Here is a 22,074-nt window from a genome sequence, read left to right on the forward strand (position 1 = left end):
AATTTTGGACGGAGAAAAGATCAAGGGAGCGCTTTTGGAGCGGGCGCTCGGCTACGACGCCGACGAGGTGGTGGAAGAATACGGTTTTTCCGAGGGCGAGGCGGTGCTCGTCAAGCGGAAAGTGACCAAAAAGCGGGTGCCGCCCGATATTCAGGCGGCGAAAATGCTGCTGGACGGCGCGCCGCCGCTCACTTCCCTTTCCGACGAGCAGTTGCAGAAGGAGAAAGAGAGGCTTCTATTATTATTGAAGGAGGAACAGACATGACTGATTTCGACGAGCGGTTCGCCGAAAGGACGGTGCGGGAGGTCAAAGAGGATTTTCTGCGGCGGCAGAGCGAGCGGCGCTTTTTGGAAAAGAGTTGGGAACTGAACATGAACTTTCTGGCGGGAAACCAGTACTGCGCTCTGAACGCCGCGGGGGAGATCGAGGAGGAAGAGCCGCGCTTTTACTGGCAGTACCGCAGGGTGTTCAACCACATCGCGCCCGCCATCGACACGCGCTGCGCAAAACTTTCGCGCGTGCGGCCGTCGCTCACTGTGCGCGCCGCGAGCGACGAGGAGGGGGATCTGCGCACCGCAAAACTATCGACGGCGATCATCCGCTCGGTGAGCCGCGAAAGCGCTCTGGACGACGTGATGATGCGCGCGACCATGTGGAGCGAAACGTGCGGGAGCAGTTTTTACAAGGTGCTCTGGGATGTACGCGGCGGCAACTTTTTGGGATATTCAGAGGGAGAGCCGATTTTCGAAGGTTGCGTGCGCATCGTGGCGGTGCCGCCCTTCGAAATTTATCCCGATTCGCTTTGCGCGGAAAGCGTGGAGGAGTGCGGCAGCATTCTGCACGCCAAGGCGGTGAGCGCGGAGGAGATCGAGGCGCGTTACGGCGTGAAACTCAAAGGGCGGGACATCTCCGAATTTTCACTCGCGCCCTATTCGCAGTACGCGCACTTTGCGGGCGGGCAGACGGCGCGGACGGAGAGCGTCAAACGCGGGGCGGAACTCGTCATCGAGCGTTACGAAAAGCCGAGCGAAGAATTGCCCGACGGACGTCTCACCATCGTGGCGGGCGATCGGCTCGTGTATATGGGCGCGCTGCCCTATCTCAACGGCGCGGGCGGCGCGCGTTCCTATCCGTTCATCAGGCAGTGCGCGATCGAACTTTCGGGCTGCTTTTTCGGCGGGAGCATCGTGGACCGCATGATCCCCGTACAGCGCGCGTTCAACGCGGTCAAAAACCGCAAACACGAATTTTTGAACCGACTGACCATGGGCGTTCTGGCGGTGGAGGACGGCTCGCTCGACACCGACGAACTTCTGGAAGAGGGGCTTTCGCCCGGCAAAGTGCTCGTGTACAGGCAGGGGGCGGAGCCGCCCAAAATGCTGGGCGCGGATACGCTGCCCGCCGAATTCGAAAAAGAAGAGGCGAGCCTTTTGAACGAATTTATTCTCGTGAGCGGCGTCAGCGAGATCAGTTCCACGTCTTTAAACCGCACGAACGTGACGAGCGCGACGGGCTTGCAGCTCTTGATCGATCAGGACGACACCCGCCTCGCGGTGACGACGGAAAGCATACGCCGCGCGGTCAAGGAGATCGGCAAACATATCCTGCGCCTGACGCGGCAGTTTGCGACGAGCGAGCGCGTCCTGCGCATGACGGGCGAGGGGAAACGGGTGGAACTTTACTATTTCAGCGGCAGCGATATTTCCTCGGACGACGTAATATTCGAGGTGGAAAACGAATCGGCGGTATCACCCGCACAGCGGCGCTCGCTCATTTACGAATTGTACAACATGGGGCTTTTAGCGGACGAAAACGGAAAAGTTTCCGACGAGATGCGCCAGAAGATCCTGGACGCTCTGGGGTTCGGCGGGCTGGAAAACGCGCGCGGACTCACCTCGCTGCATACGAATAAGGCGGCGGAAGAAAACAGGCGGCTTTTAAAAGAGGAAGTCGCCGCGGACAGTTACGACGACGACGGCGCGCACATCGCCGAGCATACGCGCTTTTTGCTTTCCGACGAGTTCAAGTCGAAAGATCAGAAAGCCAAGGAGCGCTTCGAACGGCATCTGCGCGCGCATCGGGATCGATCGAAATAATCGGGAAAGGAGTAATTTATGAAGGAAAACATGCAGGAAAGCGTTTCGGTACAGGGCGCGGAGGCGCAGGAAACAAAAGGTACGGCGGAAACGCCGCTCTTGGGGAAATTCAAGAGCGTCGATGCCCTTCTGGATGCGTACAATTCTCTCGAAGCGGAGTTTACCCGCCGCAGCCAGCGGCTGAGAGAATTGGAGGGGAGATCGGCAAACGGCGAGAGCGGCGCGGGACAGAAACCTGCCGCCGCGGTCTTGCCGACCGACGCGGGAGAGTCCGTCCATTCGGCGGACGGAGGCCCGAAAGACGTTGCGGCGGCGGTTCCCGACGAGCTCAGGGAGAAAATCATCGCGCAATATCTTTCCAAGGTCAGAAACGAGGCGCCCAACGTTCTGGCGGGGGGCGGTTCGTACGTGGGCGCTCCCAAAGCGCGCGCGAAAACGCTGGAAGAAGCCGCCAGACAGGCGGCAGAACTCTTTAAAAAATCTGTTCAGGGAGAATAAAATTTATGGTAACAATGACAAGCGCGGACAACGCGTTAAAGAGCGTTTACCTCGGCGCGGTGTCCGAACAACTCGACACCGCCATCAACCCGCTGCTCGCAAAAATACAGAGATCGACGGCGGACGTGTGGGGCAAAGAGGTGCGCCGCCTCGCGCAGTACGGCGTGAACGGCGGCGTGGGCGCGGGCACCGAAGAGGGGGATCTGCCCTCCGCCGCGGGCAACAATTACGAGCAGTTCGTGACCACCCTCAAAAATTTATACGGCACCATCGAGATCAGCGACAAGGCGGTGCGCGCTTCGGAAAACAACGTGGGCGCTTTCGTCAATTTACTCAACGCCGAAATGGACGGACTGATCCGCTCTTCCGCGTTCAATTTCGGTCGCATGCTGTTCGGCGACGGCAGCGGCGTTTTGTGCAAGGTGGTGTCCGTTTCGGGCAATACCGTCACCGCGGACGGCGTGAAAAATCTCATCGAAGGCATGGTCGTGGACGTTCTGGCCGCGGGCGGCGCGCCGATTTCGGGCGCGAAAGGGCGGCGCGTAGTCGCGGTAGACCGCGCGGCGAAGACCTTTACCCTTTCGGGCGACGCGCTGACGGGCGTTGCGAAGGATAATCTCGTGTGCGTGCAGGGTTCGTACAATCTCGAACTGACGGGGCTCGGCGCTATTTTCAAGGACACAGGCTCTCTCTACGGGCTGGACAGGGCGACGCACAAGTGGATGATCCCCTATATGCAGTCCTCGGTGGGCACGCTGAGCGAGACCGTCATGCAAAAGGCGATCGATTGGCTGGAAGAACGCGCGGGCAGCCGCGTCGATTTCATCGTATGCAGTTGGGGCGTCAAGCGCGCGCTGCAAAACCTCTTGTCCGAAAACAGACGCTCGACCGACGTGGAAGTGCTCGCGGGCGGGTACAAGGCGATGACTTACAACGGCATTCCCGTGGTCGCCGACCGTTTCTGTCCCGACGGCACCATGTACCTTCTCAATACCTCCGATTTCTGCCTGCATCAGTTATGCGACTGGAAGTGGCTGGAAGGGGACGACGGCAAAGTGCTCAAACAGATCGCGGGCAAACCGCTCTATACGGCGACTTTGGTCAAGTACGCCGACCTCGTCTGCGCGCGCCCCTGCGGACAGGCGATGCTCACGGGCATCACGGAGGCGTGATCTTTACGGGCGCAGGGAGAAACGATATGAAAGTGAGAGAGATACTTTGCGCCGCCGCAGGCATGCTGGGGCGCGTGGACGCGGCTGCGTTTTTGACGGACGGCGTGGGAGCGGACGTGCGGGCGCTGGAAGGGGAGGTTTCCGCCCTTCTCCGCGCCTACAACCTGACGGAATCGGAAACTGCGCTCGTTTACCGCCCTCTGCGCCTTTCGGAAAAGGTTTCCTCGGCGGACGGAACGATCGCCTATTCCGCGCTTTCCGAGCGCCCCGTGAACGTGGAAAAAGTCCGGAAAGGGGGCGAAGAAGTAGACTTTACTCTCCTTGCGGACGCACTGAAAACGGCTGCGGGCGAAGTGGAAGTCCTGTACCGCTACGCGCCCGCCGCAAAGACTGCGGAGGACGACAGCGAATACGGGCAAGGGGAAGCGCGCGCCCTCGCCCTCGGCACTTGCTGCGAATATGCGCTCTCGTCGGGACTGTACGACGAGGCCGTATTGTGGGATAAGCGGTACAAGGACGCGCTCGCCGCCCTCTGCCGCGCCCGCGGCGGCACGCTGAAAGCGCGGAGGTGGGTATGATATTTTCAAATAACAGCCTTTTTTCGGAAAAGCGAGAGGCAAAAGTTTACCGTTTTTTTCCCGCCGAGGCGGGGCGCGCCGTCAATTTTCGCAAGGAAAACAAAACCTTGCGAAAGTGCGCGGGCATTTCTGCAATCGCGGCTCTTCCCGAAGGCGTGCGCGCCGAAAAACTGTATGCGTCGGGGAAAACGCTCTTTGCGTGGTGCGACGACAAAAAAATCTATTCTTCGGAGGGCGGCGCGTTCCTTGCCCTTGAAAGCGTTTTTGCCGCCGCGCCCGCGTTTTGCGGGGCGTTCGACGGCAGCGCGGCAGCGCCGCTCTTTTCCGACGGCGAAAAGACGTACGTCTTTCTGTCGGGCGCTTTGTATGCCGCAAACGTGCCCCCGTTTACGGCGGCGTGTTATGCCTACGAACGGCTGTGGATCTTCGGCGGCGGCAAACTGAAATTCAGCGCGCCCCTTGCCTACGACGATTTTTCGGTGCGCAAAGACGGCGGCGGCGAGATCGAAGCGCCCGACGGGGCGGGCGGCGTGCTCGCGCTCGTTCCTTTCGAAAACAGAATTTTGCTTTTCCGCGAAAGGGGCGTACAGATATTGGACGTGCGCGGCGAGCCGACGGATTTTTGCCTGCGGGACGCGGCGCTCTTTTCGGAACATATCTTAAAAGATACGATCGCCTGCGGCGGGGGAAACGTATGGTTCTGTACGGACGCGGGCGCGTACCGAGGCAAAGGCGAAAGTTTTTCGCGCCTGCAAGCGCCCGAAGGGATTTCCGCGCGCGGGATCTGCGGCGCGTATGCCGAGGGCTGTTATCAACTGTCGGCAAGATCCGCCGAGGGCGAAACGTATCTGTTGCGATTTAAAGAAAACACGGAAGTTTTCCGCGCGGAAATTTCCGACGTGTGCGGGTACGGAAACGCGTGCGTATTTTTGCGGGACGGGCGGGCGTGCGAATGGTCGGCGGGCGGCGAACCGCTCGTATCCGCATGGGAGAGCGGCGCGTGCGATCTGGGCGAGGCGCGAAACAAGGTGCTCGAACGCGTAATCGTGCGCGGCAGAGGAAACTTTCTTCTTCGCGTGCAGGGCGGGCGGCGCAGCCGCACTGCGCCCGTGCGGTTCAAAGACGGTCGGGCGGAAATATACGCTGGACTGTACGGCGACGTGTTCCGCCTGACTTTAGAAACGGACGCCGCGGACGCGGCGCTCGGGGAAATAGATTGTCTGTTCGCGCTCTCGCGGGGAGGAAAACTATGACGCAGGAAGAACTGGACGCGGCGGTGAAAAAACTTATCGCGGAGGCAAACGATCTGAGCGCCGAGCAAAACCGCAAGTACGCGGCGGCGTATGCAAAAGCGGAGGGCGCCGCGCTCAAAAACCGCACCGCCCGCTCGACGATCTTCGGGTTTGTCAAGACGGATCTCAAAGAGGCGTGCGACCGCGCGCTCAAAAAAATACAGGACGATCTGGACGAGAGCCTCGCCGCGCTGTATCTGGAAAACGAGCAGGGCGGCGGGGGCAGCGGCAGTACCGACGCGCCCTACGAAGTGGATTATTCCCTGCCCATGCGGGAGCGCTACGTCACCGTCAAAAATTACTATCTCGCCTATGACGACAAGGCGCAGGCGGTGGAAGACTGTATGAAAGACGAGGTCGCGAAGGAATATCTCGGCGTCTATTACGATTATCTTTTACAACTTTTGAAAATGTCACTTTAAAAAAAGATTTATTTTCCATAAAAAAACGTTTGACAAACGGGCGCGGCGGTGATAGGATAGTATTATAAAAAAACCGATGAGGCAGAAGAGTAGGTTTCGTCGTCAGCGCAAAGAGAGTTTTTGGTTGGTGGAAAAAAACGGCTGCACGAAAGTTGAATGGACTGCCGAGGGCGTCTTCGAGCGCGCGGAATCTCGCGCGGGTAGCGGGCGACGTGGCTTTCACGTTACAGAAAGAGGATATTCAGGGCGTCGCGCCCGCGTATTCATAACGAGGCGGTCCTTTTACGGACTGCGAAATTGGGTGGCAACACGGTGTATTCGTCCCAAACGGATATACCGTGTTTTTTTATTTGCAAAATTTTTTTATCAGAGGTATTCCTATGAAAAAACTGTTGACTTTTCTGCTGGCCGCGCTTACGGCCGTTTCCTGCGCATTTGCGCTTACCGCGTGCGACAGCCGTGGCAGTTTCGGCAAAAAAATTAAAATCGCCGTCTTGCAGTACGCGGAACACGGCTCTTTGGACAATTGTTATCAAGGGCTCAAAGAGGGGCTTGCGGAAAAAGGGTACGGCGCGGACAAAGTGTCTTTCAATTTCAAAAACGCGAAGGGCATCGACGCGGATAATACCACTTACGCAAATTCTCTGATCAACGGCAATCCCGCCGTGGCGGTGGGCATCGCCACGCCCTCGGCGTACGCGCTCGCGAACGCTTCCAAAGGCGACGTGCCCGTGGTCTTTACCGCCGTTTCCGACCCGTATGCGGAGAGCATGGATTTCCGCAAATTCGAAAACCTGACCGGCTCTTCCGACAAACTGCCCGTGGAAAATCAGATAGACCTGATACGCTCTTTTTATCCCGCCGACAAGATTGTAAAGATCGGCATCGTCTATTCTCTGTCCGAGGCGAATTCCGTTTCGCAGATCGCGGAATTCGAGGCGTTCGAAGCGGAGAAGAACATCGAGATCGTAACGCAGGGCATCAACGCCGCCACGGATATCCCGGGCGCGGTGGATACGCTCATCGGCAAAAAAGTAGACTGTCTCAACAATCTCACGGACAATAAAGTGGTGCAGAACCTCAACACCGTGCTCGACAGGGCGAACGGCGCGAAGATCCCCGTGTTCGGCAGCGAGATCGAGCAGGTGGAAAAAGGGTGCCTTGCCAGTTGTTCCCTCGATTACGTGGAACTGGGCCGCCGCACGGGCTACATGATCGCGGACATTTTAAACGGCAAAAAGGCGGACGAGATCGAATATCTGTTCATCGAGGACGGCTACACCGTCGATTACAATTCCGAAGTGCTGAAAACGCTCGGCATGACGCTCGCCGACGCGTACAAGGACGCGAACGACGTAAAGGCATAAAACCATGGATTTTCTCAATCAGGCGAGCACGGTACTGCAAATGGGGTTTATATACGCCATCGTGGCGCTGGGCGTATATATCACCTATAAAATACTCGATTTTCCCGATCTGTCGGTGGACGGCACCTTCCCGCTCGGCGGGGTGGTGTTTGCCGTCCTCGTCACGAACGGCTGTCCCTGGTTTCTGGCAATGCCCGTTTCCTTCTTTTCGGGCTGTGCGGCGGGATTTGTGACGGGCATTCTGCACGTCAAACTGAAAATCAACAATCTTCTTTCCGGTATCATTACCATGACCGCGCTGCTGTCCGTCAACTATCTCATCGCGGGCGGGCCGTCGGTGTCCTTTTCGCAGACGGAAACGCTGCTCAGCGGCGGGTTTTTAAGTTCGATTCCGCGCACGGCGAGAAATTACGTACAGGCGGGATTTATTCTGCTGTTCGTCGTGCTGTGCAAAGTTTTGCTCGATCTGTTTTTAAAGACAAAATCGGGCTTCCTGCTGCGCGCCACGGGGGATAATCCGCAGTTGGTCACGCAGATGGGAAAAAATACCGACAACTATAAAATGCTGGGGCTGATGCTCGCCAACGGTCTGGTGGCGCTGGCGGGCAGCATCTATTGTCAATACGGTTCGGTATATAATTCCGACATGGGCACGGGCACGGTGGTCATCGCCCTGGCGTGCGTCATCATCGGCTGCGTGGTCGCAAAGCATATCCGCTTTTTGTCGGATACGGCGGGCGTCGCCGTCGGCTCGGTGCTCTATTACGCGGTGCTCACCGCGGCGCTGTTCCTGTGCGGCAGCGAATATACCAAACTCATCGTGGCGATCCTCTTCGTGCTCGTGCTGCTCTTCGACAGCGGGCTGGCGGGGCGCACTTTGAAAAAAATCTTTCGCAAAAGGAGGAAGGGCGATGCTGGAACTGCAATCGATCCGTAAAACATTCAACCGCGGCACGCCCGACGAATCGGTGCTCTTCGACGATTTTTCTTTTACCGTGAAACAAGGCGAATTCGTTTCGATCGTCGGCTCGAACGGCTCGGGAAAGACCACGCTTCTCAATCTCATCAGCGGCTCGGTTTCTGCGGACGGCGGCAAGATTCTGCTGGGCGGGGAGGATATCACCGCCCAGAAAGAATTCGTGCGCGCGCGGCGCATCGGGCGGGTGTTTCAGGACCCCTCGCGCGGCACCGCCAATTCGATGACGGTCGCGGAGAATATGGCGCTCGCCGAAAATAAAGGAAAGCCCTATAATCTGACGGCGGGGCTCAATAAGAAACGGGTGGAAGGGTACCGCGACATGCTCGCGCCCCTGCGCCTCGGCCTGGAAGAGCGCATGAACGTGCCCGTCGGCGCGCTTTCGGGCGGGCAAAGACAGGTGCTGACGCTCGTCATCGCCACGATGACGCCCATCGATCTGTTGCTGTTGGACGAGCACACGGCGGCGCTCGATCCGAAAACGAGCGAGATCACCATGCTTCTCACAGACAAGATCATATCCGAAAAGAAACTGACCGCGCTGATGGTCACGCACAATCTGCGCTTTGCCGAGCAGTACGGCACAAGGCTGTGTATGTTCGACAAAGGGCGCGTGGTGCTCGATAAAGCGGGCGAAGACAAGAAAAACACGAGCGTGGACGATCTTTTAAAGGTGTTCAACGAGATTTCCATCGAATGCGGAAACTGATACGGGAGGGGATTTTCGCCCCTCCTTTTCGCTTTCAGTCAAAAAAAGGCAAAATAAGGGCTTTACAGAACGCCGTTTTTATTATATAATAGAGCGGTAGCAGTATTTGAGTTTTACAAAAGGAGGATGAGATATGCGTTATCTGGGAATGACTTTCAAATATATCTTTAAAAATTTCATCTTCATTTTCTTCTTCGCGCTCATCCCTTCGTTCTTTTTCGCCATGTCCACGGATATCCATAATATCGGCGCGGTGGCGGATAATATCGTTACGGGAGAATTCGATCTCAGTTTCGTACAACTTTTCAACTTTTTTTCGCTGTTCTCGTTGAAGCGCTGGCCTTTCGCGCTCGCGGCGTTCGTGCTCACCCTCCTGTTCATGGCGATGTTGCTGTCCATGATGGAAAAGCATATGCGCGTCGGTTCGCGTTCCTTCCGCGACCTGTTCAAAAGAATAGATTACAACCTCGGCAGCACGTTCTTCATTCTCTTGCTGGCGCTGATCGCCTACGAATTCTGGGCGCTCGTCACGGCGGGGCTGTGCTCGCTCGTCGTTCTGATCGTGACCAACGGGCTTGCGCGCTGCATTCTCGGCATCGCGCTCGCGTGCGGCATGATGGTGCTTCTATGCTACCTCGTTTCTCTGTTCCTGCTTTGGCTGCCCTGCCGCCAGATCACGGGATACAGTTTCATGGATTCGCTCTCCTATTCTTCGCAGATCTCGACGGGTAAGAGAGGAAACATATTCCTTGCGGTATTGATTCCTTATCTTTCCTGCTCTCTCTTGCAGGGGATCGTGGTCACCGTTTCCGCTTTCGCGGATATGCGGCCCGTCGTGTTCCTGTGCATAGAGATCATCTACATATTCGTATTCTTATATTATAATGTATTGATGTACGTCCTGTTCTTCGATGCCAACGGCGAGGAACGCTTGGATCTCAAAAAGAAATATTAAACGTTGCGGGAGGCGCCGTCGTGATTTTCAGAAACGCGTTCAATCTGTTTATCGATAATTTCAAACTCAATTATAAATATTTGTTGTATAAGATCATCGTCGTGCTCTTGACGGTCGGTTTGTCCGCGGCGCTCATCGTTCCGAATATCTCTTTCATCTTTTCGAGCGCGGAACTATCCACGCTCGTCGGGCTTTTCAAAGATTTTTTCGACGCGATCGCCAAAGGCGACACGGAGTTTTTGGCGGGATTTTCCGAACGACTCACTGCGGCTGTCGCCGACATGGGCACGCTCTTGCAGTCGAAAACTTCGAATATCGTCTTTACCGCCGTATCCGCCGTGGTGATCCTGCTCGTTTCCAAATTTTTGGGCGGCATGGGTAATTTTACGTTGGGAAGCCTTTTGGACGACCGGCTTTCCAGTTACGCGAACACTTCGTTCAGCGGCGCATTTATCAAGAATCTGGGGAAAAGCAGCCTCTGGCAACTCTTTTACGTGCCCGTCACCTTTGTTTACGACGTGCTCGTCATTCTTCTTTGCTACGCGTTTTTCCTCCTCATGCTCGCCGTCTTTCAGGTGGGCGTCATCGCCACGCTCGCGGCGCTGATGCTCTCCGTCACGCTCTTTGTCGGTTCGCAGGCGATCAAACTCACGTTCGCAAACAGCATGGTTCCCGCCATCGTCACCGATCGGCAAAAGATGGGCAAAGCCATCAAAAAGGGATTCCGCGCTTCGCTCGACGGATTCGGAAAAATGTTTTCCACTTATCTCGTGACGTGCTATCTCATCATGGGGCTCAACATCCTTGCGGCGCTCGTCACGTTCGGCAGCGCGCTCCTTATAACGATTCCCTCGTCCTATCTTTTGTTGGTGTGTATTCAATTCGTCAGTTATTACACGTCCGAAAAGAAAAAATATTTCGTGGCGGCGGATAAGATCGTCGTACCCGAGGAAACGCGCAAAGACGAGAATTTTTACGACAATATCAGCATAAACTGAATCAAATATATCGGAGGTTAAAGAAGGGTTTTATGGATTATAAGGAAAAGTACGAGAGTTGGTTGAAGGATCCGGCTCTCTGCGAAGAGGGGAAAGCGGAACTTTCGTCGATCGCGGGCGACGAAAAGGCGATAGAATACCGGTTCGGAGCACAACTCGAGTTCGGCACGGCGGGCATGCGCGGCATCATCGGCTACGGCACGAACATGATGAACGTATACACCGTGCGCCGCGCAACGCAGGGACTTGCGGAATACGTCAGATCGCTGGGCGAGGCGGCTTGCCGCCGCGGCGTGGCGATTTCTTTCGATACCCGCAGAAAGTCGGACGAGTTCGCCAAAGCCGCGGCGGGCGTTCTCGCAGCCAACGGCGTACGCGTCTGGCTGTATAACGACGTGCATCCCGTTCCCATGCTCTCCTATGCCGTCCGTAAACTGGGCGCGGTCGCGGGCATCATGATCACCGCCAGCCACAATCCGAAAGAATATAACGGTTATAAAGTGTACGGCGAGGACGGCGCGCAAATGTCGCCCGATGCGACGGCCGACGTCGTGAAGTTTATTTCCGCGATCGGCGATTGTTTCGCGGTGAAAGAGGAGAGAAACGCCCTTATCCGCCGCGTGCCCGCCTCCGTCGATAAGAGTTATTATAAAAATCTGACCAAACTGTCGCTTTCCCGCCGCGCGGTGCGCAAAGTCGGCAAAGATCTCAAACTCGTTTATACCCCCGTGCACGGCAGCGGCTACGTTCCCGTCACCACCATTTTGAAAAAGTTGAAAATCAACGTTTCCGTCGTGGAGGAGCAGGTCGCCAAAGATCCCGATTTTTCCACCGTCGAAGTGCCCAATCCCGAGTTCAAGGAAACGCTGTCCAAGGGCATCGCGCTTGCGGATAAGATACATGCGGACGCCGTGTTCGGCACCGATCCCGATTCCGATCGGTTGGGCGTCGCCGTCAAAAACGAAAAGGGCGAATTCGTCGCGCTTTCGGGAAATCAGGTGGGCATTTTGTTGCTCGATTATATCCTGACGCGGCTCAAAGAGGAGGGCAAACTTCCCGAAAACGGCGCGGTCGTCAAAAGTTTCGTCACGACCGGCATGGCAAAGGCCATCTGCGACGATTTCGGCGTGGAACTTTTGGACGTTCCCGTCGGGTTCAAGTTTATCGGCGAAAAAATCAAGGAATTCGAAGCGGACGGTTCGCATACCTTTTTATTCGGGTTCGAAGAAAGTTGCGGATATCTGCGCGGCACCGACGGCAGCCGCGATAAGGACGCGGTGGTCGCCTCCATGCTGTTTGCCGAACTTTGCTGCTATTACACCTATAAACAGCAGACCGTGTACCAGCATCTGATGGATATTTACGCAAAATACCAGTATGTGCTCGACCGCAACGTGAGTATCAAATTCGACGGGCTCAACGCCATGAAAGAAATGAACGCGGTCGTCGATTCGCTCAAAAGCAAGAGCGTTGAAAAGTTCGATATCTACAACGTCGTTGCGGTGCGCGATTATTCCTCCGCCGTGCGTAGGCTTGCGGACGGCACGGAAGAAAAAATGGATATCCCGACCTCCAACGCGGTCTATTACGAGTTGGAAAACGGCAGTTTTATCTGCGTGCGGCCCAGCGGCACCGAACCCAAACTGAAAATTTATTATTCGGTCAAAGCGAAAGACGAGGAGTCGGCGGAAAAGGCTTTAGAAAGGATGCGCGGCGCCTTCGAAAAAATGCTCAAATAAATACAAAAATATTTAAAAAAATCTAAAAAAATTACTTGACTTATTTTTTGAATAATGGTATTATATCTAAGCTGTCGATTGAGGCAGCTTAAGTTTTCTCTCTGTCGAGAGTTTTAAGTAGATTGACAACTGCATAGCAATAGAAAAGAAATAGTACAGAAGGCAAAGAAAAATAAAAAAAGAGCTAATTGGTTAATACGAAAGTATGCGAAATTAAGCACCGGAAGGAGCCTAAGAAAGCGAGAATCAAATAGCCGAGTAAAAATTAGAATTTTTTGTATAGCTAAAGGAAAGTAGACGAAAAAGATCAAGCTACAAAGAGCATACGGAGGATGCCTTGGTACATGGCGCCGAAGAAGGACGTGACAAGCTGCGAAAAGCTGCGGGGAGCTGCAAATGAGCCGAGATCCGCAGATGTCCGAATGAGGAAACTCAGCGCGGGTAATGCCGCGTTATCATACACTGAATCCATAGGTGTATGAGGGGAACCCGGGGAACTGAAACATCTTAGTACCCGGAGGAAAAGAAAGTAAAAACGATTCCGAAAGTAGTGGCGAGCGAAATCGGAGAAGCCCAAACCGCATATAGCAATATGTGCGGGGTATGGACCCCGAAAAGCACGGAGAACGATAGCCGAATAGTGTTGGAAAGCACATCGAAACAGGGTAACAGGCCCGTAGGCGAAATTGTTCAAAGGCCGGGGGTATCCGGAGTACGTCGGGACACGAGAAATCTTGACGGAAGACAGGAGGACCATCTCCTAAGGCTAAATACGACCATGTGACCGATAGCGAATAGTACCGTGAGGGAAAGGTGAAAAGCACCCCGGGAGGGGAGTGAAAGAGAACCTGAAACCGTATGCTTACAAGCAGACAGAGCACCACACGCGTGTGATGTCGTACTTTTTGTAGAACGGGCCGGCGAGTTACGTTGTGTTGCGAGGTTAAGCGATAAAGTCGCGGAGCCGAAGCGAAAGCGAGTCTGAAAAGGGCGGTAAGTAGCATGACGTAGACCCGAAACCTGATGACCTATCCATGAACAGGTTGAAGCAGCGGTAAAACGCTGTGGAGGACCGAACCCACGCCTGTTGAAATAGTCGGGGATGATTTGTGGATAGCGGAGAAATTCCAAACGAATCAGGATATAGCTGGTTCTCCTCGAAATAGCTTTAGGGCTAGCCTCATGAAAGATTACCGAAGGTAGAGCACTAAATGGCCTAGGGGGCTTCACAGCTTACCGAAGCTTATTAAACTCCGAATGACGGAAAATTGATTCATGGGAGTCAGACAGTGACAGATAAGTGCCATTGTCAAAAGGGAAACAGCCCAGATCCACAGCTAAGGTCCCAAAGTACAGGTTAAGTGGTAAAGGATGTGTCATTGCAGAAACAACCAGGATGTTGGCTTAGAAGCAGCCACACATTAAAAGAGTGCGTAATAGCTCACTGGTCGAGTGATGATGCGCCGAAGATTACCGGGGCTCAAACCTGACACCGAAGCTTGGGGATAGAAGTAATTCTATCGGTAGAGGAGCAATGCATACTGGCAGAAGCTGTAGCGGAAGCGGCAGTGGACGGTATGGAAGAGAGAATGCCGGCATAAGTAGCGAGAGCGGAGCGAGAAACTCCGCCGTCGAAAGTCTGAGGTTTCCTGGGGAAGGTTCGTCCGCCCAGGGTAAGTCGGGACCTAAGTCGAGGCCGAAAGGCGTAGATGATGGACAACGGGTTGAGATTCCCGTACCACCGACAGACATCTAAATGAAGCAGTGACACAGAAGGATAGTTCGAGCGCACGGATGGAAAAGTGCGTCCAAGGCGAAGCGTTGGCAGTTAGTGAAGTACGGCTGTCGCAAAACGTAGCGCTGACGGGGAGCGGATTAGAGAAGCGAAGCGAATGAATCCACGCTGGCGAGAAAAGCTGCTAAATACGTCTGAAGGTGCCCGTACCGCAAACCGACACAGGTAGACGAGAAGAAAATTCTAAGACGAACGGGAGAACCATTGTTAAGGAACTCGGCAAAATGACCCCGTAACTTCGGGAGAAGGGGAGCCACGGCAACGTGGCCGCAGTGAAGAGGCCCAAGCGACTGTTTATCAAAAACACAGGTTTCTGCGAAAGCGTAAGCTGACGTATAGGAGCTGACGCCTGCCCAGTGCCGGAAGGTCAAGGGGAAGTGTTAGGAGCAATCCGAAGCACCGAACTTAAGCCCCGGTGAACGGCGGCCGTAACTATAACGGTCCTAAGGTAGCGAAATTCCTTGTCGGGTAAGTTCCGACCCGCACGAATGGCGTAACGACTTGGGCACTGTCTCAACAGTGGGCCCGGCGAAATTGTAGTATACGTGAAGATGCGTATTAACCCGCGACTGGACGGAAAGACCCCGTAGAGCTTTACTGTAACTTGATATTGAATCACGACCATTGATGTACAGGATAGGTGGGAGGCTAAGAAACATTCTCGTCAGGGAATGCGGAGCCGACGTTGGGATACCACCCTTTAATTGTTGGGATTCTAACCTGCAACCGTGAAACCGGTGTGGGGACATTGTCAGGTGGGCAGTTTGACTGGGGCGGTCGCCTCCTAAAGAGTAACGGAGGCGCCCAAAGGTTCCCTCAGCATGGTTGGAAATCATGCGAAGAGTGTAAAGGCAGAAGGGAGCTTAACTGTGAGACAGACATGTCGAACAGATGCGAAAGCAGGGCTTAGTGATCAGGCGGTAGAGAATGGAATTGCCGTCGCTTAACGGATAAAAGTTACCTCGGGGATAACAGGCTTATCTCCCCCAAGAGTTCACATCGACGGGGAGGTTTGGCACCTCGATGTCGGCTCGTCACATCCTGGGGCTGAAGCAGGTCCCAAGGGTTCGGCTGTTCGCCGATTAAAGTGGCACGCGAGCTGGGTTCAGAACGTCGTGAGACAGTTCGGTCCCTATCCATCGTGGGCGCAGGATATTTGAGAGGCTTTGTCCTTAGTACGAGAGGACCGGGATGAACGCACCTATTGTGCACCTGTTGTCGCGCCAGCGGCATAGCAGGGTAGCGAAGTGCGGATGAGATAAACGCTGAAAGCATCTAAGCGTGAAACTCACCTCAAGATAAGATATCCCATATCGTAAGGTAGTAAGACCCCTTGAAGACAACAAGGTTGATAGGTCGGAGGTGGAAGTGCAGCAATGCATGCAGCTGACCGATACTAATAGGTCGAGGGCTTGATCTCAATAAAATGAGAAAAGGCGTAATACAATCCTTAAATATACAAAGAAAGAACAATTTTTACGAGCCTTGCCGAAAGTGCTATGGAAAGAATATTGCTGTGTAGTTGTCAGTTTGCTTGGGAAAACAGGCAGATTGAGAAAAAGAATGTCCGCAACGGGGGATAAACGGAGCGGACAGAGCCGTGTATGTATACCGCGATAAGCGGTTTATATAGCCATTGCGGTGACGATAGCGGAGAGGATCCACCTGTTCTCATACCGAACACAGAAGTTAAGCTCTCCTACGCCGAAAGTACTTGGGTTTCATTACCCCGGAAGGATAGGTAGTTGCCGCATCTAATATTGCCCCTTAGCTCAGTCGGTAGAGCATTCGGCTGTTAACCGAAGTGTCGTCAGTTCGAGTCTGTCAGGGGCAGCCAAAAAAGAGCACCAATTTGGTGCTCTTTTTTATTATGACTGTAATAATTTATACTGGATGATATCTAATAAAAGAAAAAGTTTCCGTGAGGATTAAAATTTTTTTAATATCCGTTAGAGGGAAAATGGACGGACGAGACGATTGATTGTTTTTATGTTAAGAAAATTTTTTCGGATATCGAGCAACAGTGCCCGATGTTCCGCAGAAATTCCGTTTGTGTTGATACCGTGCTTGATAATGGGGGTAAAATTTTTAGATGTTAAATCATTCATAAGTAAAAATTCCAATACTTTTAAAAGCAGTTCTGGATTGAGTGATATGAGTTTGAAGCAATCAGCAAAAAACGGAATATGCTATTTTAAAACTATTTGCAATTTTGTTGCCAGTGTGGAATCTACTATCGTATTAAATCCATCTTTTTTAGAGAACCCGGAGTTGGGCGTGTTCGATGCCGCATTTGTGAGATCGACAAGATCATTCATATTTTTATTTCTTTTAAGAGGGGGAAATTTGGCTATATTTTTATTAGAATTTGCCAAAACATTCAGTGCATTCCAAGTGACAGCATACTTTTGAGAAAGAGTAAGATATAATACAACAAAAGATTTTACTTCAAGCGGTGCTAGGGGCGATTTTTGGTACAATCGGTTTGTTATAATATAAATGAGGGGGAAATAAAAGATGAATAATCGTCAAGGAAATAAAAAGATTTCGTTGATTTTGGTTTTAAAAGCGTTGGAACAGATGAGTGATATGGCGCATCCTGTTTCTCAAATTCATCTTGTAAAGATGGTAAATGATATAGGAGGTGTATTGGATTGTGATGTATGGTGTGACAGAAAGACCGTCGGCAGGCATATTAAGTTGTTGATTGCCGCGGGGTATGACATTGTTTCTGTAAAAAGAAAAGGGTATTATTTAAATAAAAACGAATTTACCAAAGCAGAAAGTGAAACACTGATAAATTTAGTTAAAAATTCAAAATTAGATGAATTAGAAAAAATGAGATTACAAAAAAAATTGATTGCGCAACAAAGTAACGTGAATATGAAAAAATTAAAACAATATTTGAAAAAATAATGGAGGGTAAAGTTTATGAAAGAAAATTTAACGGAACTCGTTTTCATTTTGGACAGGAGCGGTTCCATGCATAATTTAGAAGAAGAAACGATCGTTGGTTTTAATTCGTTGGTAGATAAGCAAAGAAAAAATTCAACGGAAACATTGCTGACTGTAATTTTATTTGATAATGAATACAAGGTATTATATAAACGTGAAAACGTTAATCAAATCAGACCTCTTACAAATAAAGAATATTTTGCTCGTGGCTCAACGGCATTGTTGGATGCTATCGGAAAGACAATTGACGGGGTTGGAAAAACATTGTTATATACTTCGGAGGAAGATCGTCCATCTAAAATTTTATTCGTTATTATGACGGATGGTAAGGAAAATGCAAGCTGTTTATATACATCAGAACAAATACGTGAAAAAATTACGCATCAGAAAGAAAAGTATTCATGGGAATTTTTGTTTTTAGGCGCAAATATAGACACTGTCACAACAGCGGGGCAAATCGGTATATCTGCGGATCGGGCTGCACAGTATTCTTGTGATGTCCGCGGAATACGAAATTGTTTCAACGAAGCGTTAGTTTTAGCGGTGGATGAATTTCGCGACGATAAAGAAATTTCGACAAGTTGGAAAAAAATCTTAGAGTCAGATATTGAGAGAAAGAACGCCATGGATAGGATAGAAAATCGGAGAAAAAAACGGCTGTGGATGAAAGATTAAAACAAATAACAGAAGAATATGTTTCTGATTTTAGTCAGAAAAGAGATTTAGATTTTGTTGTCAAACCATCTATTCCTATTATTTGGTTCGGGGATATAGAAGGTTATCTGAATTCTTCAAAGAAGGTGATTACAGTAGGTTTAAATCCGTCGTTAAAAGAGTTTTCTGAAAGTAGATTTCATATAGGTAGTGAAGATTTTTCTGTGGAAAAATTGTATTGTGTTTTAAACGATTATTTTAAAGTTAACCCGTATCGAAATTATTTTAATTGTTTTAGTAAAATTTTGGAAACTCAGATTGCAACGTATAACTTTACATACGGAAAAAAGAATACGGCGATTCATATAGACATGTACTCATCGATCGCGACAAATCCGACTTGGGGTAAGTTAAATAAATTTAAAAAAAATTCAATAAATCAGTTCGGGCTGTTTATAAAATTATTGGAATTATTATCGCCCGACGTTGTACTCATTTCCTTAGAATGGCAACAAGTGCTGGAATCTTTTCAATTAAAACAGAATTGCTTGATTTTAAAAAAACATTCACCCCACGGGCCTGAATTAGAAATCTATCAACAAGATAAAAAACTTATTGTTTACGTTCGTAATAGGACGGGGAAACCATTTTCAGTAAAGAATGAAATAATGGATGATGTAAAAGACTTTTTTAAAATAAATAAAGTGGAGCAGTAGGAAATGATAGGTGCGGTAATCGGAGATATCGTGGGCAGCCGATTTGAATACGACAATTGTAAAAACAAAAATTTTGAGCTTTTTGCCAAAGAATGTTTTCCTACCGATGATACGATCATGACTGTGGCTGTCGGGAAAGCTATTTTGGAGATTGAAGGAGAGTATCAAAATCTCGGGGCTCGTGCGATACGCTGTATGCAAGAGTTGGGAAGACCATATCCGCGTTGCGGATATGGTTCTAGATTCTATGACTGGATATATTCCGAAAAGCCGGAACCGTACGAAAGTTATGGTAATGGGGCAGCAATGAGAATCTGTGCAGTTGGATTTGCGGCGCGGAATGCGCAAGAAGTTAGACAAATGTCGAAAACAGTGACGGAGATTAGTCATAATCATCCGGAAGGTTTAAGAGGTGCGGAAGCCGTCGCTATGGCAATATTGCTTGCGAGACAATGTAAAAGTAAAGAAGAAATTCGCTCCGAAATTTTAAAAAATTATTATTCGATCGATTTTAGGTTGGCGCAAATCCGCGATTCGTATGAGTACCATGTTGATTGTCAGGGGAGCGTTCCGCAAGCCTTGGAGGCTTTTTTTGAATCGGTCGGTTTCGAGGATGCCATACGGAATGCAATCAGTATCGGAGGAGATAGTGATACGATTGCCGCAATTACGGGTTCGGTTGCAGAAGCATATTATGGTATTCCCGTACCGCTGAGGGAAAAAGCAGAAAAATATTTGAATAACAGCAAGTATGCTCCTATATTTTTTTGGTTAAAAAAATTTGAAAAAATGTTTCCTTGACATAAATAGAAGTACCTAAAAAGGGAGCCTGACAAAAGTCAGGCTCCCTTTTTAGGGCTTGAGGGTGAAAAGTTGTTTGCGGAAATCTTTCGGGGTGAGATTGGTCTGCTTTTTGAAAAAGTTGGTAAAAGAGGCGGCGTCGTAAAAATCCAGCGCGTTGGCGATGTCCGCGATTGTCATGTCGGTGGAAAGCAGATACCGCGCCTTATCGGTTTTCTTTTCGAGAATATATTTTTGCAGTGAGACGCCGAATGTTTTTTTGAACAGGTTTGAAAAATAGGCGTCGTCCATATAGACGAGCGCGGAAAGGTCTTTGATATGGATCTTTTCGTTGATATGGCTGTCGATGTATTCGAAAACTTTGGTGAAGCGTTCCATGCCCGACGGAACGGATAATTCCTGCATGTTCTCGAAAAAATAGGAAAGTATCAATTTTAAGACGCTGTCCATGGCGAATTGAGAATAAAAGGAACGCTGATTAAAAGTTTTCGATAAAAGACAGAACAGGTAGTCCGCGGTATCTCTGTCCATTTTGATCCGGTGCTGCAAGGGGAGAAGTTTCAAAAAGTGCTCGGTGACGAGGTCGGGAATGATATGAATGAAATAATGCCCCAAATGATGGTCGCAGGTGCCGTTCAGTATGGAAAAAGCGGGAATAAAGTACATATATCCTTCTTCCAATGGCAAAATCCCGTCGGTCAGGGTAAGCCGTGCGGAACCCGAGCGGATATAATAGATACGCACGTATTGGAAGGCGCTGACCATGTGTTTCCATTCCGTGCCGATATCCAGATACGCCGCCATATCGACGTCCAGTTTCGCAGATTGAAAAAAATTGTAAAAATCGTTCATGCAAGCGCGCTCCGTTTTTCTTTCATTGTACTCCGCGGCGTTTCGCTTGTCAATATTTTACAGGGGGAAATGTAGGACTTTTACAATTTATTATAGGATTTATCTATGTTCATTTACGCATTGTTATGATAAAATAAATACAGAAAGATCATTTAAAAGGGCATGCCCTTTTTCGGGTTTTTATAAAAACCCGAAAAACGAGATTCAAAGAAAGGAGAAAGGCAATGAAATTGAAAAAGTTTGCTTCGTTTCTCGGTTTCGTGCTGACGTTATGCTTTGCGGCCGGCTGCGCGCAGTCCGCGCCGCCCGAACCCGGATTCGACGCGGCGGATTTACCTTTTTATGTGGAGGATACGGACAGTTTGAATTACAGTTATACCGCCTGCGAACGCATTCAGCCGTTCTGGCAGGGCAACGTCATTTACAATGAACAGATCATGGTCGTGAAAAAGGACGGCAAGACGGAGGGACGTCTGTTATATGACGCAAAACGCGTGATCTCCGTGCGCGACTGGACGCTGGAAAAAGAATACGAGGCGGGCAAAGATTACATGATAGAGGGCGATACGATCACGCTTCCCGCGGGAAGTTCCATTCCCGTGTTCGACGACGAATGGTCGCGCGGCGTGAACGTGCCCGAAGTTTACCCCGAGGGCAACGCGGGGACGGGCTATGTGATGATCGGAGACGGCAACAGCGTTATGTATACGGAAACGGGATTGATTTATAAGAATTACATTCACGTGACCTATGTATATGACCCCGCGGCTGCGGACCGCTCGAATTTCAAAAAGTTTTCGGACGATTTGTACGGGCTGTCGCAAAAAATCGGAAAGAAAGAGGATATCGAAATGGTCGTATTCGGGGACAGTATCTCCGAGGGGCACTCTTCCAGCGAATTGTGGGGGCACGCGCCGTATTCGCCCCCGTATGCGAAACTCGTCAAAGAGGGGCTTGAATTGTTCGGCGGCATCAAAGTGGGCTATGAAAACATTTCCAAGGGAGGCATGGATTCTTCTTGGGCGGCGGACGAGGAGCAACTTGCGAAACTGACCTCTCTCGCGCCCGATCTTCTGCTCGTCGCGTTCGGCACGAACGATTCGTTGAACAATCTGGAAGGGAAAACTTACCGCGCCAATATCGAAAAGATCATCGAAACGGCAAAAGCGGCCAACAGCGAATGTCAGATCCTTCTCATTGCGCCCTTTCCGTCCAACGAAAAGGTGAAATCCGCGCACAGCCACGAACTCATTTGCCGTACGTTGCAAAGCATTTCGGAGAGTTGTGCGGCGAAAAACATACTCGACGTGGCGTACGTGAGCCTGTACGAGGGCGTGCGCGATATGCTCGAAACGAAAAATTATTACGAAGTGGCGGGAAACAACGCCAACCATCCCAACGATTTTATTCACCGCTTTTATGCGATGAATATACTGAGCGCGATATTCGATTTTGACGCCCTCGCGGCGAAATAAAGAGGAAAACAGGAGGAATTCAG

19 protein-coding genes, 1 tRNA gene, 2 rRNA genes and 1 other annotated feature are annotated in these 22,074 nt (G+C 51.0%); of the genes, 21 read left to right on the forward strand and 1 reads right to left on the reverse strand.

What is annotated here, in order from left to right; genetic code table 11:
- The first annotated feature begins 4 nt into the window (after positions 1-4).
- The 20 genes from ESZ91_RS07525 (at position 5) to ESZ91_RS07620 (ending at position 19,724) form a co-directional block, all read left to right on the forward strand.
- Positions 5-265 carry a hypothetical protein gene (locus ESZ91_RS07525; RefSeq protein WP_129225748.1) on the forward strand — a complete coding sequence of 87 codons (261 nt, stop codon included), beginning with the start codon at positions 5-7 and terminating at the stop codon, positions 263-265.
- Entirely contained in the window at positions 262-2,097 is a 1,836-nt protein-coding gene (locus tag ESZ91_RS07530; RefSeq protein ID WP_129225750.1) for a portal protein, read from the forward strand. The genes ESZ91_RS07525 and ESZ91_RS07530 overlap by 4 nt, the downstream gene beginning before the upstream one ends.
- Positions 2,098-2,115: 18 nt before the next feature.
- A complete protein-coding gene (locus ESZ91_RS07535; protein WP_129225752.1) occupies positions 2,116-2,595 on the forward strand; it encodes a hypothetical protein in 480 nt (159 codons plus the stop codon).
- Between the two features lie 5 nt (positions 2,596-2,600).
- A complete protein-coding gene (locus tag ESZ91_RS07540; protein ID WP_129225754.1) occupies positions 2,601-3,767 on the forward strand; it encodes a phage major capsid protein in 1,167 nt (388 codons plus the stop codon).
- A gap of 26 nt (positions 3,768-3,793) precedes the next feature.
- Positions 3,794-4,345: a hypothetical protein gene (locus ESZ91_RS07545; protein ID WP_129225757.1), complete on the forward strand. Its 552-nt coding sequence runs from the start codon at positions 3,794-3,796 to the stop codon at positions 4,343-4,345.
- Complete coding sequence (locus ESZ91_RS07550) at positions 4,342-5,598, forward strand: hypothetical protein (protein ID WP_129225759.1); 1,257 nt, start codon at positions 4,342-4,344, stop codon at positions 5,596-5,598. Before ESZ91_RS07545 ends, ESZ91_RS07550 begins: the two co-directional genes overlap by 4 nt.
- Complete coding sequence (locus tag ESZ91_RS07555) at positions 5,595-6,059, forward strand: hypothetical protein (protein WP_129225761.1); 465 nt, start codon at positions 5,595-5,597, stop codon at positions 6,057-6,059. The genes ESZ91_RS07550 and ESZ91_RS07555 overlap by 4 nt, the downstream gene beginning before the upstream one ends.
- Positions 6,060-6,126: 67 nt before the next feature.
- Positions 6,127-6,388, forward strand: a binding site (T-box leader).
- A gap of 51 nt (positions 6,389-6,439) precedes the next feature.
- Positions 6,440-7,426 (forward strand): ABC transporter substrate-binding protein, encoded by a 987-nt coding sequence (locus tag ESZ91_RS07560; protein WP_129225763.1) that lies wholly within the window; start codon positions 6,440-6,442, stop codon positions 7,424-7,426.
- A 4-nt stretch (positions 7,427-7,430) separates the two neighbouring features.
- Entirely contained in the window at positions 7,431-8,363 is a 933-nt protein-coding gene (locus ESZ91_RS07565; RefSeq protein WP_129225765.1) for an ABC transporter permease, read from the forward strand.
- Positions 8,338-9,111 carry an ABC transporter ATP-binding protein gene (locus ESZ91_RS07570; protein ID WP_129225767.1) on the forward strand — a complete coding sequence of 258 codons (774 nt, stop codon included), beginning with the start codon at positions 8,338-8,340 and terminating at the stop codon, positions 9,109-9,111. Before ESZ91_RS07565 ends, ESZ91_RS07570 begins: the two co-directional genes overlap by 26 nt.
- 133 nt (positions 9,112-9,244) lie before the next feature.
- Positions 9,245-10,066: a hypothetical protein gene (locus ESZ91_RS07575; protein WP_129225769.1), complete on the forward strand. Its 822-nt coding sequence runs from the start codon at positions 9,245-9,247 to the stop codon at positions 10,064-10,066.
- 20 nt (positions 10,067-10,086) lie between these two features.
- On the forward strand, positions 10,087-11,064 hold the full coding sequence (locus ESZ91_RS07580) for a hypothetical protein (protein WP_129225771.1): 978 nt from the start codon (positions 10,087-10,089) through the stop codon (positions 11,062-11,064).
- Positions 11,065-11,096: 32 nt separating this feature from the next.
- Positions 11,097-12,803, forward strand: a complete 1,707-nt coding sequence (locus ESZ91_RS07585; RefSeq protein ID WP_129225773.1) for a phospho-sugar mutase — start codon at positions 11,097-11,099, stop codon at positions 12,801-12,803.
- A gap of 305 nt (positions 12,804-13,108) precedes the next feature.
- Positions 13,109-16,018 (forward strand): 23S ribosomal RNA (locus ESZ91_RS07590).
- A 217-nt stretch (positions 16,019-16,235) separates the two neighbouring features.
- Positions 16,236-16,352, forward strand: a 5S ribosomal RNA gene (gene rrf / locus ESZ91_RS07595).
- A 7-nt stretch (positions 16,353-16,359) separates the two neighbouring features.
- Positions 16,360-16,435: transfer RNA gene (locus ESZ91_RS07600), tRNA-Asn, on the forward strand.
- Positions 16,436-17,115: 680 nt separating this feature from the next.
- Positions 17,116-17,514, forward strand: a complete 399-nt coding sequence (locus ESZ91_RS07605) for an HTH domain-containing protein (RefSeq protein ID WP_129225775.1) — start codon at positions 17,116-17,118, stop codon at positions 17,512-17,514.
- 15 nt (positions 17,515-17,529) lie between these two features.
- Positions 17,530-18,228, forward strand: coding sequence for a vWA domain-containing protein (locus ESZ91_RS07610; protein WP_129225777.1), 699 nt, complete (start codon positions 17,530-17,532; stop codon positions 18,226-18,228).
- Entirely contained in the window at positions 18,213-18,923 is a 711-nt protein-coding gene (locus tag ESZ91_RS07615) for a hypothetical protein (protein ID WP_129225779.1), read from the forward strand. Before ESZ91_RS07610 ends, ESZ91_RS07615 begins: the two co-directional genes overlap by 16 nt.
- Positions 18,924-18,926: 3 nt before the next feature.
- Positions 18,927-19,724, forward strand: a complete 798-nt coding sequence (locus ESZ91_RS07620) for an ADP-ribosylglycohydrolase family protein (protein ID WP_129225781.1) — start codon at positions 18,927-18,929, stop codon at positions 19,722-19,724.
- Positions 19,725-19,775: 51 nt separating this feature from the next.
- Here ESZ91_RS07620 and ESZ91_RS07625 read toward each other — a convergent pair whose 3' ends face one another.
- On the reverse strand, positions 19,776-20,576 hold the full coding sequence (locus tag ESZ91_RS07625; RefSeq protein WP_129225783.1) for a helix-turn-helix domain-containing protein: 801 nt from the start codon (positions 20,574-20,576) through the stop codon (positions 19,776-19,778).
- 224 nt (positions 20,577-20,800) lie between these two features.
- Between ESZ91_RS07625 and ESZ91_RS07630 the strand changes: the two genes are divergently transcribed.
- Positions 20,801-22,051, forward strand: a complete 1,251-nt coding sequence (locus tag ESZ91_RS07630; RefSeq protein WP_129225785.1) for an SGNH/GDSL hydrolase family protein — start codon at positions 20,801-20,803, stop codon at positions 22,049-22,051.
- The last annotated feature ends 23 nt before the right edge of the window (positions 22,052-22,074 follow it).

The sequence above is a fragment of the Candidatus Borkfalkia ceftriaxoniphila genome (assembly GCF_004134775.1).
Lineage (GTDB): Bacteria > Bacillota > Clostridia > Christensenellales > Borkfalkiaceae > Borkfalkia > Borkfalkia ceftriaxoniphila.

What these genes read in the sequence shown, in the direction of transcription:
- ESZ91_RS07530 (WP_129225750.1), top strand. Translation starts at nt 262, where the DNA reads ATGACTGATTTCGACGAGCGGTTCGCCGAAAGGACGGTGCGGGAGGTC.
- ESZ91_RS07535 (WP_129225752.1), top strand. Translation starts at nt 2,116, where the DNA reads ATGAAGGAAAACATGCAGGAAAGCGTTTCGGTACAGGGCGCGGAGGCG.
- ESZ91_RS07540 (WP_129225754.1), top strand. Translation starts at nt 2,601, where the DNA reads ATGGTAACAATGACAAGCGCGGACAACGCGTTAAAGAGCGTTTACCTC.
- ESZ91_RS07545 (WP_129225757.1), top strand. Translation starts at nt 3,794, where the DNA reads ATGAAAGTGAGAGAGATACTTTGCGCCGCCGCAGGCATGCTGGGGCGC.
- ESZ91_RS07550 (WP_129225759.1), top strand. Translation starts at nt 4,342, where the DNA reads ATGATATTTTCAAATAACAGCCTTTTTTCGGAAAAGCGAGAGGCAAAA.
- ESZ91_RS07555 (WP_129225761.1), top strand. Translation starts at nt 5,595, where the DNA reads ATGACGCAGGAAGAACTGGACGCGGCGGTGAAAAAACTTATCGCGGAG.
- ESZ91_RS07560 (WP_129225763.1), top strand. Translation starts at nt 6,440, where the DNA reads ATGAAAAAACTGTTGACTTTTCTGCTGGCCGCGCTTACGGCCGTTTCC.
- ESZ91_RS07565 (WP_129225765.1), top strand. Translation starts at nt 7,431, where the DNA reads ATGGATTTTCTCAATCAGGCGAGCACGGTACTGCAAATGGGGTTTATA.
- ESZ91_RS07570 (WP_129225767.1), top strand. Translation starts at nt 8,338, where the DNA reads ATGCTGGAACTGCAATCGATCCGTAAAACATTCAACCGCGGCACGCCC.
- ESZ91_RS07575 (WP_129225769.1), top strand. Translation starts at nt 9,245, where the DNA reads ATGCGTTATCTGGGAATGACTTTCAAATATATCTTTAAAAATTTCATC.
- ESZ91_RS07585 (WP_129225773.1), top strand. Translation starts at nt 11,097, where the DNA reads ATGGATTATAAGGAAAAGTACGAGAGTTGGTTGAAGGATCCGGCTCTC.
- ESZ91_RS07605 (WP_129225775.1), top strand. Translation starts at nt 17,116, where the DNA reads ATGAATAATCGTCAAGGAAATAAAAAGATTTCGTTGATTTTGGTTTTA.
- ESZ91_RS07610 (WP_129225777.1), top strand. Translation starts at nt 17,530, where the DNA reads ATGAAAGAAAATTTAACGGAACTCGTTTTCATTTTGGACAGGAGCGGT.
- ESZ91_RS07620 (WP_129225781.1), top strand. Translation starts at nt 18,927, where the DNA reads ATGATAGGTGCGGTAATCGGAGATATCGTGGGCAGCCGATTTGAATAC.
- ESZ91_RS07625 (WP_129225783.1), bottom strand. Translation starts at nt 20,576, where the DNA reads ATGAACGATTTTTACAATTTTTTTCAATCTGCGAAACTGGACGTCGAT.
- ESZ91_RS07630 (WP_129225785.1), top strand. Translation starts at nt 20,801, where the DNA reads ATGAAATTGAAAAAGTTTGCTTCGTTTCTCGGTTTCGTGCTGACGTTA.